General features: G+C 50.3%; 13 protein-coding genes and 1 pseudogene. 4 read left to right on the top strand and 10 right to left on the bottom strand.

All coding sequences use genetic code 11. The features are described 5' to 3' along the window. Positions 1–105 precede the first annotated feature (105 nt). Both BGE37_RS20190 and cobO read left to right on the top strand, forming a co-directional pair. Positions 106–1758: a class I fumarate hydratase gene (locus BGE37_RS20190; RefSeq protein ID WP_105277502.1), complete on the top strand. Its 1653-nt coding sequence runs from the start codon at positions 106–108 to the stop codon at positions 1756–1758. A gap of 9 nt (positions 1759–1767) precedes the next feature. Next, entirely contained in the window at positions 1768–2370 is a 603-nt protein-coding gene (gene cobO, locus BGE37_RS20185; protein WP_000388210.1) for a cob(I)yrinic acid a,c-diamide adenosyltransferase, read from the top strand. 33 nt (positions 2371–2403) lie between these two features. Here the strand turns inward: cobO and BGE37_RS20180 are convergent, their stop codons facing one another. From BGE37_RS20180 to hutU, 7 genes are all read right to left on the bottom strand, one after another. Beyond that, on the bottom strand, positions 2404–3309 hold the full coding sequence (locus BGE37_RS20180) for a LysR substrate-binding domain-containing protein (RefSeq protein WP_001214260.1): 906 nt from the start codon (positions 3307–3309) through the stop codon (positions 2404–2406). A gap of 270 nt (positions 3310–3579) precedes the next feature. Then, positions 3580–5250, bottom strand: coding sequence for an HAL/PAL/TAL family ammonia-lyase (locus BGE37_RS20175; RefSeq protein WP_170881811.1), 1671 nt, complete (start codon positions 5248–5250; stop codon positions 3580–3582). A gap of 50 nt (positions 5251–5300) precedes the next feature. Continuing rightward, positions 5301–6251, bottom strand: coding sequence for a formimidoylglutamase (gene hutG / locus BGE37_RS20170; RefSeq protein WP_032183695.1), 951 nt, complete (start codon positions 6249–6251; stop codon positions 5301–5303). Then, complete coding sequence (gene hutI / locus BGE37_RS20165; RefSeq protein ID WP_105277501.1) at positions 6251–7462, bottom strand: imidazolonepropionase; 1212 nt, start codon at positions 7460–7462, stop codon at positions 6251–6253. The genes hutG and hutI overlap by 1 nt, the downstream gene beginning before the upstream one ends. Next, positions 7459–8049, bottom strand: a complete 591-nt coding sequence (locus BGE37_RS20160; RefSeq protein WP_032183692.1) for a HutD/Ves family protein — start codon at positions 8047–8049, stop codon at positions 7459–7461. The genes hutI and BGE37_RS20160 overlap by 4 nt, the downstream gene beginning before the upstream one ends. A gap of 1 nt (position 8050) precedes the next feature. Beyond that, positions 8051–9460, bottom strand: a complete 1410-nt coding sequence (locus BGE37_RS20155) for a cytosine permease (RefSeq protein WP_088541583.1) — start codon at positions 9458–9460, stop codon at positions 8051–8053. 163 nt (positions 9461–9623) lie between these two features. Then, a complete protein-coding gene (gene hutU / locus BGE37_RS20150; RefSeq protein ID WP_088541582.1) occupies positions 9624–11321 on the bottom strand; it encodes a urocanate hydratase in 1698 nt (565 codons plus the stop codon). A gap of 757 nt (positions 11322–12078) precedes the next feature. Here hutU and BGE37_RS26025 point away from each other — a divergent pair. Then, a pseudogene (locus tag BGE37_RS26025) lies at positions 12079–12420 on the top strand (RtcB family protein); the annotation flags it as partial. Between the two features lie 250 nt (positions 12421–12670). Then, entirely contained in the window at positions 12671–13477 is an 807-nt protein-coding gene (locus tag BGE37_RS25670) for an RtcB family protein (RefSeq protein WP_241956676.1), read from the top strand. A 97-nt stretch (positions 13478–13574) separates the two neighbouring features. On the opposite strand, the gene sucD is transcribed toward BGE37_RS25670, so the two are convergent. From sucD to odhB, 3 genes are all read right to left on the bottom strand, one after another. Next, complete coding sequence (gene sucD / locus BGE37_RS20140) at positions 13575–14444, bottom strand: succinate--CoA ligase subunit alpha (RefSeq protein WP_000025458.1); 870 nt, start codon at positions 14442–14444, stop codon at positions 13575–13577. Further along, positions 14444–15610, bottom strand: coding sequence for an ADP-forming succinate--CoA ligase subunit beta (gene sucC, locus BGE37_RS20135; protein WP_001048602.1), 1167 nt, complete (start codon positions 15608–15610; stop codon positions 14444–14446). The genes sucD and sucC overlap by 1 nt, the downstream gene beginning before the upstream one ends. Before the next feature lie 184 nt (positions 15611–15794). Then, on the bottom strand, positions 15795–17012 hold the full coding sequence (gene odhB / locus BGE37_RS20130) for a 2-oxoglutarate dehydrogenase complex dihydrolipoyllysine-residue succinyltransferase (RefSeq protein WP_000099832.1): 1218 nt from the start codon (positions 17010–17012) through the stop codon (positions 15795–15797). Positions 17013–17014 lie beyond the last annotated feature (2 nt).

Below are 17014 nucleotides of genomic sequence, written 5' to 3'. Positions count from 1 at the left end.
GGGATCTTAAGCAATCAGAAGCCAATGACTACGCATTTTTATAAGCCGGATCATGAAGTTAGACGGCAATTAAGTAACACTAACGTTTAAGGTGAAAAGTGAAATATGTCCAAACCATTTATCTGGCAAGAACCGTTTCTACAAAATAAAGACGGTACAGAATATACATTAATTAGCGATCAACATATTACAGTAACGGAATTAGACGGCGAAGAAGTAATAAAAATCGCTCCTGAAGCATTAACGCTGCTTGCCCGGCAGGCATTTTATGAAGCCTCTTTTTTCTTACGTTCCGCTCATTTGCAACAGGTCGCCAGCATTCTTAACGATCCGCAGGCCAGCAGTAATGATAAATACGTTGCGTTGCAGTTATTACGTAATGCTGAAGTCTCAGCAAAAGGGGTATTACCCAACTGTCAGGATACCGGCACCGCAACTATTGTTGCCAGTAAAGGGCAACAGATATGGACGGGAGGTAACGACGCTGAAGCCTTAAGCAAAGGCATTTACAGTACTTTCCAGGAAAATAATCTGCGCTTTTCACAAAATGCGCCGCTGGATATGTATACCGAAGTCAATACGCAAACCAATCTTCCGGCGCAGATTGATATCAGCGCTGTCGCTGGTAATGAGTACCATTTTCTCTGTGTTAATAAAGGGGGCGGCTCCGCCAATAAAGCCGCACTTTATCAGGAAACCAAATCCTTATTGCAACCAGAAAAACTGACCGCATTTTTAATCGACAAAATGAAATCGTTGGGCACGGCCGCCTGCCCGCCCTACCACATCGCCTTTGTCGTCGGAGGGCTTTCAGCCGATCAAACCTTAAAAGTTGCCAAGCTGGCCTCTACGAAATATTACGACAATTTGCCCACCAGCGGAAACGAGCAGGGACAAGCATTCCGTGATATTGAGCTGGAAAAAGCGTTGCTCGAGGCCAGTCAGCAATTTGGTATTGGTGCGCAATTTGGGGGTAAATATTTCGCTCATGATATTCGCGTCATTCGTCTGCCGCGTCACGGTGGCTCTTGCCCGATAGCTATGGCGCTCTCCTGTTCTGCCGATCGCAATATCAAAGCAAAAATTAACAAGCATGGTATCTGGCTGGAAAAACTCGAACACAATCCGGGGCAATATATTCCAGCCTCACTGCGGGAAGAAAATCACGCGCAACATGTACAGCTGGATCTAAACCGTCCGTTGCGTGACGTGATGCAGGATCTCGCCAGATTACCGGTAGGTACCCGCGTGTCGTTAAGTGGTCCCATCGTAGTGGCGCGCGATATCGCCCACGCAAAAATAAAAGCGCGGCTGGATAGCGGCGAATCGATGCCGGATTACCTGAAGCATCATATTGTCTATTACGCTGGCCCGGCGAAAACACCGGAGAACATGGCCTGCGGTTCACTGGGTCCAACCACGGGCGGTCGAATGGACGGTTATGTCGAAACCTTCCAGGCGGCTGGCGGCAGTCTGGTAATGTTATCGAAAGGTAACCGCAGCCAGCAGGTCACCGATGCCTGTCACAAACATGCAGGCTTCAATCTGGGAAGTATTGGCGGTGCAGCTGCGTTACTGGCGCAAGAATATGTCAAAAGTCTGCGTTGCCTGGAATACCCGGAGCTGGGTATGGAGGCGGTGTGGATGATGGAAGTGGAAAATCTGCCCGCATTCATCCTGGTTGATGATAAAGGCAATAATTTCTTTAGCCAGTTTGAGCAGCAACACCGCTGCGCCAGTTGCCCTGCGGGACATTAAGGAAAATGAATGGAAGCGCGAATTTCAACTGAACGGCATGTGCAGCGCCAACAGAAATTGAAGGAACAGGTCGATACGCGCGTCGCGGCGGCGATAGAGAAAAAAGGGATCTTGATTGTTTTCACCGGCAACGGCAAAGGGAAATCCACTGCCGCGTTTGGTACTGTGACGCGCGCGGTGGGTCATGGCAAAACGGTGGGGGTTGCGCAGTACATCAAGGGGCAATGGGACAACGGCGAATACAACCTTCTCCAGCCGCTGGGGGTTGAGTTTCATATTATGGGAACCGGTTTTACCTGGGAGACTCAGAACCGGCAAGCGGATATCGACGCGGCGAAAGAGGTCTGGTCGGAAAGCAAACGGATGCTGGCTGACAAGCGTTACGACTTAGTGGTGCTTGATGAGCTGACCTATATGCTGGCTTACCATTATCTGGACACCGAAGAAGTGATCACTTCTCTGCAAAACCGCCCGGCACAACAAAGTGTCATTGTCACCGGACGCAGTTGCCACAGTCAGATATTAAAAATGGCGGATACGGTCAGCGAAATCCGCCCCGTCAAACATGCTTTTGATAACGGCATTCAGGCGCAGCCGGGTATCGACTGGTAATAACTGCGCCTGGCATCCAGCCAGGCGCAGGTTTTACATCTCCTGCGGTACGACCGATTTCGCCAGCAACCATTCACGAAATTGCTGCAAGTGCGGCGAGTCAGACTTCTCTTCCTGCCACGTCATAATAAAACGATTACCGGTACGAATAGGCACATCACAGGGAATCACCATATCGCCACTATCCAAATCATGTTGAATAGCGAACCGTGGTAACAGCGCCACGCCGAGATTAGAGCGCACGGCGGCAATCAGCATTGAAAGCAAATCGAAACGTGGTCCGTTATTGACCAGCGGACTGCTAACGCCAGATAAAGCAAACCACTCTTCCCAGCCAGTAATACGGGTGCTTTGATGCAGAAGTGGTAACTCAGTAAGCAGTTCTGCCACTGACAGTTTTTGATCGGACATTGCAAGCAAACTGCCGCTGCATACCGGCAAAATCTCCTCTTCAAAGAGATATTCTACTTCCGCCCAGGGCGCGCAAAAATTTTCGCGCATAATGACAGCATCGTACTCCCGATTAAGAAAATCGCCGTTATTAGCTAAAGAATGAATATTAACAATAATATCGGGATGTAACTTTGTGAATTCATGTAAATTTGGGATTAACCAGTGGGTACTAAACGTAGGATTAACGGCAAGTTCAATAACCTGAACCGTAGGCTGCCAGGTCATAATCGTATTGGTATCGCGCTCCAATTTATTTAATGTTTCTTTTACTATCCCCAGGTAATACTTCCCTGCATCATTAAGAAAAATGCGTTTTTTAGAGTGTGAAAATAACGGAGTATGTAAAAATTCCTCCAACGCACTTACTTGTCTGAATACTGCACTTTGGGTTAACGCTAACTCCTCTGCCGCTCTGGTATAACTTTCATGACGTGCGACGACCTCAAAAGTCACCAGCAGCTCCGTTTTAGGTATTTTTCCTCGCATAATGCCGTCCCTTAAAAATAGTTTAAACCATCAAAAATACATTACTTATTACGAAGTAATGGTAACCAAAGCAGCAATAAATAATTTATAAGAATCATGATTAACATTTATAACCCAGTAAGCCTGGCGTGACAATTATCTTAATCAGATAATAATAATCCGAAAAGCACAGCACCTTTCGGATTATCAGGAATTACATTAAGTGAAAATTATTAAATTGATATCATTTATCATATCTGTGGATATAATGATAAACAATCAACATAGATTTTATTTTTGATTTATAGCATATCCCTCTAAGAATTTTTGCGATGCTTCAATATCCGGGGTAAAGACCCGATCCTGACTGACAAATGGCACGACTTGACGATAAGCGGTGAACATCGCTTTTGTTGATTTGCCTAACGCCAGCTGTGGATCGGCTTGCAAGCGCAAATCAATCGCCTGGGCAGAATGCATCAGTTCAATGCCATAAATGACATTCAAATTATCAACAACCTGTTTCAATCTTCTCGCCGCGTGGTCGTTATTGGCACCCGTATCTTCAATGCCTCCGGCTACCGGTTGAATATCGAAAGAAACCGGGTTAGCGAGATCGACATTTTCCGCATGCAGCGCAACAAACGGGATATGTAATGAACCGAAGCCATGACCTTTATTACCTGCTGCCGACAGGAAGCGTGACAAACCGGTAAAGTGATCATCTTCAAGATGCAGCGAGCGGCGCATACTGTTATGTGAAACATGCACTAACGCCACGGTCAGACGCTGGGTGGCAAGCGCAACCGGTAACGATTCGAAATTCGCCGTCGGGAAGATCCCACCGCTGATTGCCCCATCTTTAACAAAATATTGCGCGACCTGACTGGAGTCCTGATACGCTTTGTCTGCATTCAGCACGGTTGCCGGGTTGTCATCGGAACTGTTGATCTGCACGGTAATGGTATCTTCAGCATCGCGCAACGCGCGCATTGCCTCAGAAATGGTATACACCGTCGTTCTGAACGATAACGGATCCTGCAATGCACGTTTGTCATCCTTATGCCATAAATAAGAACCACTTAACGCATCGCGAATCTCTTTAGCGGAATCAGCCAACTGCGGGAAAGGACGCACGGCGATCGACTGCGGCAGTACCGGCGCGACATTGCCATTCAACGCTTCGAGGCTCATGGCGAAAACCACCGGACTGACATTCAGCACCTGGCGTGCCGACCGTACCGCTTCAATTGCATATGCTGTTCCGACACTGTTGTTCGACAAAATCGCCAGCATATCTTTACCCTGCGGGACCAGTGGTTTAAGCCCCACTTTCACCAGCGCATCGCCACCACTCATTTCCACGCCATTAACCCGCGCTTTCCACTCGCCCATCATCACCAGACCAACGTGTGAAGCGAGCATAATATCCGCTGCGCCGATACTTCCCCGCGCCGGAATTAACGGCGTAACGCCTCGATTAATAAACTCGGCATACAACTCGGCAATATAAGGCTGCGCGCCGGTTTGCCCATGCAACATAGTATTTAAACGTAACACCATTGAGAGACGGGCAAGATAATCCGGCAACATCGGACCGACGCCCGCAGAATGGGCGCGCAGCGCGGCAGCATTAAATTTTTTCGATGCGTCAATCACCTCAGGCGTTAAATTTCCTTTGGCATCAAATATGGGCTGATCTTTATTTAGCCCCACGCCCACGGTTAAGCCATAAACAGGCGTACCTGAATGCGCGGCAGTCATCACCAGATCATAACTTTTTTCCATGCGCTCCATGGCGTTCGACGCGATTTTGACGCCGTTATCACCTAATGCAATTGACCAGGCCTGGTCAATAGAGAGATGTTCGCCATCCAGCGTAATGGTTGATTTTGCCATCGCGATGGAGCAAACGCTCCAGAGCACAACGGTGACAGTGACTCTGCGTATCAATCCTTTCATTGTGTTTCCTTATTTTGATGAGTTTAACAACGGATTACTGCAACAACCTCTTAATTTGTTTTATCTGTTTTTCCTCGACGGACAATAGTGGCAGCCAGGCGAGCGGCAACCTTCGCGGTCAAATTATCGCGGTCCAAATCTGGGTTCAGTTCGGCAATATCCGCAGCAATCAACTTCTCGCTACCGGCAATTAAATTCACAATAGCCTCAGCAATATTTAATGGCACGCCTAACGGCGAAGGCGCAGAAACGCCAGGAGCCTGATAACCCGGTAAGACATCAAGACAAATCGTTAAATAAATGGCGTCACACGCCTGAATATCTGCCGAGAGCGCATTAACAATCTCATGCAAACCACGTTCAAATTGCAGAGATTCATCCAGCCAATAACGCACACCAGGACAATCAGCACGATCAAATAACGCCTGAGTGTTGGCATAACGGCTTATTCCCAGCACGCGATAATGAAACGGTTTGCCATGCTGCGCATTCCACTCCTGCATCTGCCGAAACGGCGTACCCGAATTGGCCTTTTCCGCCATCCGCAAATCAAAATGCGCGTCAAGGTTGACTATCAGCAGTCGCCGAATATCCGGACGCGACTGCATAATCCCCTGAAATGTTCCCCATGCCACTTCATGACCGCCGCCCAGAACGACCGGCAAACTGCCGCGCGCAATTGCCATAGCCACGTTTTCCGCCAGACGGTTTTGTGCGGGTTCCAGCGCGTGGTCTTCGCTTTGCACGTCACCCATGTCAAAAATAGCGCCTTCATGGAGCACTGGCATATTGCCCAACATGCTGCGTAATGCGCCCGGTCCGCCTGCTGCGCCCGCTCGCCCACCGTTACGTTGCACCCCGTCATCGACGGCAAAACCAATCAGCGTACTGCCTCCATGACTTTGTTCGGTAAACGGTTTTACATGCTGATGCCAGCGGGTGCTGACGCCAGTTTCCTGCGAGTCAACACGTCCACTCCATGCCATAAATGTTTGCTTCATTACCAACTCCTTTTTCCGCCGACAATCAGCCCCAGACAAGGCTGATGTCCAAACCAGTAAGCCAGCTCACGCGGATGATTAAGATCCCAAACAGCCATATCCGCCCGTAGTCCCGGCGCAAGTTCACCCCGATCAACAAGTCCAAGCGCTTTTGCCGCATGACGTGTAACGCCCTGAACGGCTTCCAGCGGGGTCATGTGAAACAGCGTACAGGCCATATTGATCATCAACTGCAATGACATGTTGGGAGACGTTCCGGGGTTATGATCCGTGGAGATGGCAATCGGCACACCTGCGGCCCGCAGAGCGACAATCGGCGGCAGATGGGTTTCGCGCAGGAAGTAATAAGCACCGGGAAGCAAAACCGCCACTGTTCCAGCCGCTTTCATGGCGGCGATCCCCGACTCGCTCAGGTACTCCAGATGATCGCAGGAGAGTGCAGAAAACGCCGCTGCCAGCGCCGCGCCTTGCTGGTCAGAAAGCTGTTCGGCATGCAGTTTTACAGGTAATCCATAGCTTTGCGCTTTACTGAAAACGCGCCGTACCTGCTCTGGAGTAAAGGCGATGTTTTCACAAAAAGCATCAACTGCATCAATCAGCCCCTGTTCATGCAACACGCACATCCAGTCGCAAAGCGCCGTAATGTAATCATCACTGCGCCCGGCAAACTCTGGCGGCAGGCTGTGCGCCCCGAGAAACGTAGACTGAATATGTAACCCGGTAGATTGCTGCAAGCGGCGGATCACGCGTAAACAACGCGCTTCATCTTCCAGCGTTAAGCCATAACCCGATTTGATTTCAAGCGTACTGACGCCTTCACGTTGCCAGTTTCGCAGTCGCTGCGCCGCCAGTTCAAACAGCTGTGTTTCGCTGGCTGCCCGCGTGGCATTAACCGTAGATAAGATCCCGCCGCCCGCTCTGGCGATATCTTCATAAGCCACGCCTTGCAACCGCATCTCAAACTCGTTCGCCCTCTGGCCGCCATACACCAGATGTGTATGACAATCTACCAGACCGGGTGTCAGCAACTTACCCTGTAGATCGTGTTCTTCTGTAATATCAGCCGTCAGTTCACGGGGGATCTGCGTGGCCTTCCCAAGCCAGACAATCGAGTCACCGCGGCTGATTAATGCACCGTTTTCAATCACCCCCCAATCATTAGCCGAAAGCGTCGTCAGGGTGGTATTTCGCCAGAGCGTAAATGCACTCATAAGGATTTTTCCCCTCGTAGATAATAAATCCACCAACCCGCCAGCTCGCCGACGGAGACTTTTTGCTGTGGTACGAAACGCCAGGAGTTGCCATCAGGCGCAAACCGCCATAACAACGTATTCGCCGTTACAAACACCCTGTTCTCGCCGCTTATCCACTCCCCTTCACACAGCGTGAACAGCCCCGCTTGCGCATGCGCCGGAGGGAGCCAGTCAATGACGCTTTGCACACGACGCATCCCCGCATCGCCTTCCCGCGCCATAATATTCAGATCGCGAACCCCGCCGCCCAGCAGCTGACAATCAGGCATTGCTTCTCCAGGGAAAATTAAGGCGGGATCGTGACGTTGCAGGTTGATGATCGAATCGGCAAACGTTAGCTTCACCCCTTCCCCGTCGAGGATCGCGAGGCCACGAACCACGCCAGGCCACGCTGAAAAAGGGCCATCCTGACTGACATTCGCCATACTGATGCGCAACAACCAGTTTTCATCATCGGGCCAGGCAAGCAGCTGTCGGGTAAACCCCCCGCCGTTGCGCCACGGTTGCAGCGGCTTATCCATTGCAGAAATCAGCATCGGTTCCATATTAAGACTCGGGATAAATCGTATAAGCAGGAACGCAGGTGGTGCGTTTGGCCCACGGGTAATAGATAACGGCGGTAATTAACAAGCCGACAATCCAGGAGATATCCGCCCCATCCATCAGGACAGAAATGGGTCCCTGATACAGTTTTTGATTCAGGAAGGGGATCTGCACCAACACGCCTACGCCATAGCACGTCAAAGCGGTTTTGTTATACGCGCCATAACGCCCTTCCGGGGTATAAAGCGCTGGAATATCGGTTTTACCTTGTGAGATGAAGTAATAATCGATGAGATTAATGGCACTCCACGGAACAAATACCGTCAACAGTAGCAGAACGAAGTTTTTGAAATTATTCAAAAAATCTGCGCTTGCCGCCAGCGCGACGACCATCGACAACAGCACGAACCCTACAACGTAGGCAGCACGAACACGCTGTGAAACCTGACTGCGATCATTAAAGGCGCTGACGGTCGCCAGAATCGACATAAAGCCACCGTAGGCATTCAAACAGTTCACCGTCAGTTTGCCGCAAACAATCACCATATAAATCAGAATGGCGAAGGTGGGTCCGGCTAACTCGCCCATAAAACCAACCTGATCCTTCAGGAAGTTAGCACCACAGGCCGCAACAAGTACGCCAAACGTCATGGCACATTGCGCACCAAGCGTGGTTCCCAGAAAGGTGGCAAAGAAGATTGATTTTGCTGGCGTATCAGAGGGTAAATAGCGGGAATAATCAGAGGCGTAAGGGGCAAACGTTAATTGCCATCCGGCAGAGAGAGCAATCGTTAATAAAAAGACCGACAGACTAAATGGCTTTTGACCAAATGCCGCAGCCACATCGTAGTGACCGCTAAGTTGAGTGGCCAGGTAAATAAACCCCAGAATACTTAATATCCCTGCAACACGGCCAACGACGTGAATTAGTTTATAACCGACCAATGCGATCATCGCGGTCAGCATGCCGAAAATAATAATTCCGGTCGATGCCGATTCGAAACCAAATATCCGGTTAATCGCCTGACCGGATAATACTGTACCCGTCGCGGCAAATCCAAGGTACATAATAATCACCATCAGTAACGGTAGCGCCGCTCCTTTAACGCCAAAGCGGATACGACTGGAGATCATCTGGGGTAATCCCAGCTTTGCCCCCTGCGACGAGTGCAATGCCATTACTGCACCACCAATAATATTACCGATTAATAAACCAATTATTGCTGACATAGCTTCGGAGCCAAAAATAATCGCTAACGCGCCGTCCACCACTGCGGTAATTTGTAAGTTAGCACTTAGCCATAAAGTAAACTGACTAGATGGCGCGCCGTGGCGAGCAGACTCAGGAACGGCGTTAATCGTATTTGATTCTAATACTGGCTTTTTACTGCGGATAGGGCTGCTTGATTCCATGAAAAAGTCTCCTGCAAAATGAGAGGTCATTTTTTGAAACAGCAATAGAGGGTCGGGAGATATTTCTCTCGACGATGTAAAAATATTTTTTGATAATTATTGTTATACAGGCGAATTATTCTCCGCCTGTATTAGCGCAAATATTAAATGACGGCGTTAATATTTAGCGAATCATCGGTAATTTCAGACCATAGTTTTTGGCACATTCAATTGCCGCTTCATAACCCGCATCCGCATGACGCATAACCCCGGACGCACAGTCATTCACCAGCACACGCGCCAGACGTTTTTCGGCTTCTTCGCTACCATCGGCAACAATAACCATCCCGGCGTGTTGTGAATACCCCATCCCGACGCCGCCGCCATGATGCAGGGATACCCACGTTGCTCCCCCTGCAGTGTTGAGCAAACCGTTGAGCAACGGCCAGTCAGAAACCGCATCACTGCCATCAAGCATGCTTTCGGTTTCGCGGTTCGGGCTGGCGACAGAACCGGTATCAAGATGATCGCGCCCAATCACAATCGGTGCTTTTAGTTCACCGTTGCGCACCATTTCGTTGAATGCCAGCCCCGCCAGGTGACGCTCACCAAGCCCCAGCCAGCAAATACGTGAAGGAAGTCCCTGGAAGGCAATGCGCTCGCGCGCCATATCCAGCCAGCGATGCGTCAGTACGTTATTGGGGAACAACTCTTTAATTTTGGCATCGGTTTTATAGATATCTTCCGGGTCGCCAGACAGCGCCACCCAACGGAATGGACCTTTGCCTTCACAAAACATTGGACGAATATAAGCCGGAACAAAGCCCGGGAAATCAAAGGCATTTTGCAGACCTTCGTTGAAGGCCACCTGGCGGATGTTGTTGCCATAATCGACAACCGGGATCCCCATCGCCTGGAAGTCCAGCATCCCCTGAACATGTGCGACGCAGCTCTGTGCCGCTTCTTTTTGCAATCTGGCGTGTTGCTGTGGATCCTGCTGTGCAGCGCGCCATTGTTCTACGCTCCAGCCCATCGGTAGGTAGCCATAAACCAGATCGTGAGCGGAAGTCTGGTCGGTTACCAGATCCGGCTTAATCGCCCCCTGATGCGCACGTTTCACCAGCTCAGGAACAATTTCCGCCGCATTGCCCAACAGCGCGATTGAAACAGCGTCTTTGCGCTCGGTATGGTATTTAATCAGCGCCAGTGCATCATCAAGATCTTTCGCTTGTTTATCGACATAACGGGTACGCAGTCGGAAGTCGATGCTACTTTGCTGGCACTCGATATTTAATGAGCACGCCCCCGCCAGAGTCGCCGCCAGCGGTTGTGCGCCACCCATACCACCGAGCCCCGCGGTCAGGATCCATTTTCCACTCAGCGAATTGTTGTAGTGCTGACGACCCGCTTCAACAAAGGTTTCGAACGTTCCCTGCACAATGCCCTGACTACCGATGTAGATCCACGAGCCAGCGGTCATCTGGCCGTACATGAACAGACCTTTACGATCCAGTTCATTGAAATGATCCCAGTTGGCCCATTGCGGTACCAGGTTAGAGTTGGCAATCAATACGCGCGGCGCATCGGTATGCGTTTTAAACACGCCTACGGGTTTACCGGACTGAACCAGCAGTGACTCATCAGCTTCCAGATTTTTCAGTGATTCAAGGATCTTGTCAAAACACTCCCAGTTACGTGCCGCACGACCAATACCACCATACACCACCAGATGCTGTGGATTTTCGGCAACGTCGGGATCAAGGTTGTTCTGCAACATCCGGTAGGCTGCTTCAATTTGCCAGTTTTTGCAGTGCAGCTGCGTACCGTGTGGCGCATGGATTACACGGCTGGTATCAATACGCGGGTCTGAAGGCTTACTCATGAATCTTCTCCTGTTACTTGATAAAATTAAACGCTGTAATCGGTCAGAAAAAACGAACGAATGAATATAGAAACGGTTTCTATAATTCCCGTTTATCATTTTGTATTATTAATTCATTTAGTGAATATTGTTTGTCTTGGTATATTCACTATGAATATAAATTCAAAACCACCAACGCGTTGTATGCGAATTCAATATGCTTAATTTAACTTGTCGAAAAAGTGATATTGTTGGCAAAATATTTTCTAATTTGAACATATGAATATGATGAGATTGCAAGATGTCAGTAATTTAATTATCTAAGAAATGCGTTAATAACGACCAGATATTAGCGTAACAACAGGTGTTCCGACACCACACAGTGCGCATAACACAATGATATTTAAAATAAGATCTTCATTATTCGTCATAAAGACATGTTTTATTATCATTAATAATCCATTTGTTTTCATCCCACTTTTGATAATTAAAAAACGGCAACAATGGCTAGTTACCCGACGTAAAAATAGGCGTAAAAATAAATCTTAAAATATATCCACTGGAAATTATCATTTTTCATATTTTACAATCTGGCGTCGATAACTTACCCCTTTTATAACACCCCCGTTTGTTAATAGTCTTTTTTATCTTGTATTGATCGTCATTGCTGCATACACTACGCGCGTTTTCTTTCCCTTTTGCTGGCTGCTGACCGGAAAGACAAAATTACCCTCGCAATACAGGGGGTTGATTAACGTCTATATTTCAGGACAGCGTTATGCATCATCTTTCAAGGCTTGATAAAGCCTTTCTGCGCAAAGGGATCCAACTTTCCCGCGCCAACAATATTGTTTCATTATGTCGTCCATCAGGAGCCAGTGCCCGCGTACTGCTGCCGGACGAACTGCCGCTGGAAGAAAAAGCAGTGACACAACTGCTTGATTTTGCAGAAGTGAAGATACCAGGCCATCCAGGTTACGTACGCCAGACGTGCGCGACGCCAGATTTTCATCCCGGCAATGGCGTCCCCGTTGGCGCGGTGGTGGCCTCAACGCCGGATTTAGTCATTCCCGCCGCCATCGGCACCGATATTTCTTGTGGCATGCGGCTGCTGACGACCGGATTAACCCTTGAGCAAGCCGAAGCGAATAAAGAAATAATCACTCAGCGGTTAACACAAGTGTTACTGCAGAATGAGCGCGATGTTCCGTTATCCGCACGAGCGTTCACCGCGCTTTTTGATGGCGGACCGGCAGATTGCATGTCGGCCTTGCCATCAGCAGGTCTCTGGACACGTACAAATATCCCCCGGATGACGCAAGAGATTGACCGCTGCATTGGGCTTAACGAGCATAACAGTCATTCGCGTTATGCCCCCACCTGCCCTGCTGGCAACGGACCGCGCATTACTCCGCGATCCTTGTCTTGGTACGCCGGGTTCAGGTAATCATTTTATTGAACTTCAGGTCGTTGATAGCGTGGTTGATCGCCATGTAGCCTGGCAACAAGGGCTGAAAACAGGCGATATTGTGGTGATGATCCACAGTGGATCGCGAGATGTTGGCTTTTACGTCGGAAGACGCTGGATGGATCGCGCCCGTGCTGAATGGCCCACCGGACATAAACATCCACAAAGCGGGTTATATGGTCTGGCAGGCGGACTGGCGGAGGAATATCTACAAGCGATAGGAATGGCGGCGCGTTACGCGTGGTTAAATCGCGTGACAATTGCCGAAATGGTGCGCGTATGTCTTGCCAATCTCTTTCATCAGGACAATTCGCATCTGGTGGTGGATGTGCCACATAACATCATCCTTCGCGAGCATGAAATGAATATTCATCGCAAAGGCGCAACACCGGCACGAGTGGGCAATCTGGCGTTAATCCCCGGTTCAATGGGCGATTATTCGTGGCTTGCGGTTGGTTGCGGCAACCCGGAGTGGCTGTGGTCATGCAGTCACGGAGCAGGACGCAGCCAGCGTCGGCAGGCCATGCGCTCACGCGCGACTGAAGAGTCAACGCTGCCGTGGCAATGCGTCACATTGCGCGAAGAACGACGTCTTGAAGAAGCGCCAGCGGCTTATAAAGATATTGGTCCGGTTATCGAAGCCCAACAAGAAGCCGGATTAATTCAGCCTGCGGTCAGATTTCGACCGTGGTTAACGTTTAAGGCATAAAAAAGGCCATCATACGATGGCCAACCATGTCGAAACCGACAGCCCTTCGCCATTCCTGTAGAGGGAAGCGGCGAGGGCTATTTCTTATTACAGATATTTATTTCAGAACAGTTTTCAGTGCTTCACCGATATCCGCCAGGCTGCGAACGGTTTTCACGCCTGCGGCTTCCAGAGCAGCGAATTTCTCATCCGCAGTCCCTTTCCCACCGGCAATGATGGCACCCGCGTGGCCCATACGTTTGCCTTTCGGCGCAGTTACACCAGCGATGTAACCTACAACTGGCTTGGTAACGTGCTCTTTGATGTACGCAGCCGCTTCTTCTTCAGCGCTACCGCCGATCTCACCGATCATCACGATCGCTTCGGTCTGCGGATCTTTTTCGAACATTTCGAGGATGTCGATAAAGTTAGAGCCAGGGATCGGGTCGCCGCCGATACCGACACAGGTCGACTGACCGAAACCGTAATCCGTGGTCTGTTTAACCGCTTCATAGGTGAGTGTACCGGAACGGGAAACGATACCCACTTTACCCGGTTTGTGAATGTGACCCGGCTGGATACCGATTTTGCATTCACCCGGAGTGATAACGCCCGGGCAGTTCGGGCCGATCATACGAACGCCTGCTTCATCCAGTTTCACTTTCACGGTCAGCATATCCAGCGTCGGGATGCCTTCAGTGATGGTGATAATCAGTTTGATACCTGCGTCGATGGCTTCCAGAATGGAGTCTTTGCAGAACGGAGCCGGTACGTAGATAACAGAAGCGGTAGCGCCAGTGGCAGCAACGGCTTCACGCACGGTGTTGAACACCGGCAGACCGAGGTGGGTAGTACCGCCTTTACCTGGGGTTACGCCGCCAACCATTTTAGTGCCGTATGCAATGGCCTGTTCAGAGTGGAAAGTCCCCTGGCTACCAGTAAAGCCCTGGCAGATAACCTTGGTGTTTTTATCAATTAAAATGGACATTATTTCCCCTCCACTGCGGCAACAACCTGCTGAGCTGCATCCGTCAGACCTTTTGCTGCAATAATATTCAGGCCGCTGTCAGCCAGTTTCTTCGCGCCGAGTTCGGCGTTGTTACCTTCCAGACGTACCACGACCGGTACGTTAACACCCACTTCCGCTACCGCGCCGATGATACCGTCAGCGATCAGGTCGCAACGAACGATACCACCGAAGATGTTAACCAGAACGGCTTTCACTTTGTCGTCAGAGAGGATGATTTTGAACGCTTCGGTTACACGTTCTTTGGTTGCGCCACCGCCAACGTCCAGGAAGTTAGCTGGTTCGCCACCGTGCAGTTTAACGATGTCCATGGTACCCATCGCCAGACCTGCGCCGTTAACCATACAACCGATGTTACCGTCCAGCGCAACGTAGTTCAGTTCCCACTGTGCAGCCTGTGCTTCACGTGGATCTTCCTGCGACTGGTCGCGCATTTCGCGCAGATCAGGCTGGCGGAACAGTGCGTTGCCATCAGCACCCAGTTTACCGTCGAGGCAGATCAGATCGCCCTGTTTGGTGATGACCAGCGGGTTGATTTCGATCAACGCCAGGTCGCGCTCCAGGAAAATGGTCGCCAGGCCCATGAAGATTTTGGTGAACTGCTGAACCAGTTTACCTTCCAGACCCAGTTTGAACGCCAGCTCGCGTCCCTGATACGGCATCGGGCCAGTCAGCGGATCAAGCGCAACTTTGTGGATCAGGTGCGGAGTTTCTTCCGCCACTTTTTCGATTTCCACGCCGCCTTCGGTGGAGGCCATAAAGACCACGCGACGGGAACTACGGTCTACAACGGCACCAAGATACAGCTCTTTAGCGATATCGGTCGCTGCTTCAACCAGAATCTGGTTAACCGGTTGGCCATTAGCATCTGTTTGATACGTTACCAGACGCTTGCCCAGCCAGTTTTCTGCAAAAGCACGGATGTCTTCTTTGCTGTTTACAACTTTCACACCGCCCGCTTTACCGCGGCCACCAGCGTGAACCTGACATTTCACTACCCACGGACCGGCACCGATTTTTGAAGCGGCTTCTTCTGCTTCGCGCGGAGTAGTACAGGCATAACCCACCGGTGCTGGTAAGCCATAGCGGGCAAACAGTTGTTTTGCCTGATATTCATGTAAGTTCATGTGTTCTGTCCATCCTTCAGTAATCGTTATCTTTTAAACCGTAGACCGAATATTTCGTATCGCTTCCGGGTATTGTCGGTCACCCGTAGGCCTGATAAGACGCGTCAGCGTCGCATCAGGCTTCAATTGCCGGAGAAAGCGATAATGCCTCATCCGGTCTACAGTGCAGGTGAAACTTAAACTACTACACGTCCAGCAGCAGACGCGTCGGATCTTCCAGCAACTCTTTGATCGTTACCAGGAAACCCACGGACTCGCGACCATCGATCAGACGGTGATCGTAGGACAGCGCCAGGTACATCATCGGCAGGATCTCAACCTGACCATTCACTGCCATCGGACGATCTTTGATAGCGTGCATACCCAGAATTGCGCTCTGCGGCGGGTTGATGATAGGCGTAGACATCAGGGAACCGAACACACCACCGTTGGTGATGGTAAAGTTACCACCGGTCAGATCTTCAACCGTCAGCTTGCCGTCACGGCCTTTAACTGCCAGCTCTTTAATTTTCTTCTCGATGTCTGCCATGCCGAGGGTATCGACATCACGCAGAACCGGCGTCACCAGGCCACGCGGCGTAGATACCGCCATGCTGACGTCGAAATAGTTGTGGTAAACCACATCATCGCCGTCGATAGAAGCATTCACTTCCGGGTAACGTTTCAGGGCTTCAACCACCGCTTTCACGTAGAAGGACATAAAGCCCAGACGGATGCCGTGACGTTTTTCAAACGCTTCACCATACTGCTTACGCAGATCCATAATCGGCTTCATGTTGACTTCATTGAACGTGGTCAGCATGGCGGTGGAGTTTTTCGCTTCCAGCAGACGCTCTGCCACACGCTTACGCAGGCGAGTCATCGGAACACGTTTTTCGCTACGTGCAGCCAGAGCCGGTTGCGCCGCCGTAGCAGCTGCTGCCGGTGCAGACTCTTTCGCCGGGGCTTTCGCCAGATGTTTTTCCACATCTTCACGGGTCAGACGACCACCTACACCGGTGCCTTTAATGGCGCTGGCATCAAGATTGTGTTCAGCCAAAAGGCGACGGATCGCAGGGCTTAACGCATCGTTGTTTTGCTCTTCCAGAGACGCCTGTTGGCGTTGTGCCGGAGTTGACGCTTTCTCTTCAGATTTGGCGCTGGTTTCTTTACCGGCGCTGTTGCCTTCACGCAGGCGACCAAGGATCTGACGAGACGTTACGGTTGTACCTTCATCTTCCAGAACCGCATCCAGAATGCCGTCTGCTGATGCCGGTACTTCCAGTACCACTTTGTCAGTTTCGATTTCTACCAGCACTTCATCACGTACGACTGCGTCGCCGGGTTTTTTATGCCAGGTTGCGACGGTGGCATCGGCTACGGATTCAGGCAGGTCAGGGACCAGAATATCTACGCTACTCATTG

This window comes from Escherichia sp. MOD1-EC6300, from assembly GCF_002965045.1.
GTDB lineage: Bacteria > Pseudomonadota > Gammaproteobacteria > Enterobacterales > Enterobacteriaceae > Escherichia > Escherichia coli_F.
This window is presented reverse-complemented; position numbering and strand designations above follow the sequence as displayed.

Coding starts and splice junctions, on each gene's coding strand:
- hutI (WP_105277501.1), bottom strand. CDS start 7,462: ATGAGTGCATTTACGCTCTGGCGAAATACCACCCTGACGACGCTTTCG.
- sucC (WP_001048602.1), bottom strand. CDS start 15,610: ATGAACTTACATGAATATCAGGCAAAACAACTGTTTGCCCGCTATGGC.
- odhB (WP_000099832.1), bottom strand. CDS start 17,012: ATGAGTAGCGTAGATATTCTGGTCCCTGACCTGCCTGAATCCGTAGCC.
- BGE37_RS25670 (WP_241956676.1), top strand. CDS start 12,671: ATGCCCCCACCTGCCCTGCTGGCAACGGACCGCGCATTACTCCGCGAT.
- cobO (WP_000388210.1), top strand. CDS start 1,768: ATGGAAGCGCGAATTTCAACTGAACGGCATGTGCAGCGCCAACAGAAA.
- hutU (WP_088541582.1), bottom strand. CDS start 11,321: ATGAGTAAGCCTTCAGACCCGCGTATTGATACCAGCCGTGTAATCCAT.
- BGE37_RS20180 (WP_001214260.1), bottom strand. CDS start 3,309: ATGCGAGGAAAAATACCTAAAACGGAGCTGCTGGTGACTTTTGAGGTC.
- hutG (WP_032183695.1), bottom strand. CDS start 6,251: ATGAAGCAAACATTTATGGCATGGAGTGGACGTGTTGACTCGCAGGAA.
- BGE37_RS20160 (WP_032183692.1), bottom strand. CDS start 8,049: ATGGAACCGATGCTGATTTCTGCAATGGATAAGCCGCTGCAACCGTGG.
- BGE37_RS20190 (WP_105277502.1), top strand. CDS start 106: ATGTCCAAACCATTTATCTGGCAAGAACCGTTTCTACAAAATAAAGAC.
- BGE37_RS20175 (WP_170881811.1), bottom strand. CDS start 5,250: ATGAAAGGATTGATACGCAGAGTCACTGTCACCGTTGTGCTCTGGAGC.
- sucD (WP_000025458.1), bottom strand. CDS start 14,444: ATGTCCATTTTAATTGATAAAAACACCAAGGTTATCTGCCAGGGCTTT.
- BGE37_RS20155 (WP_088541583.1), bottom strand. CDS start 9,460: ATGGAATCAAGCAGCCCTATCCGCAGTAAAAAGCCAGTATTAGAATCA.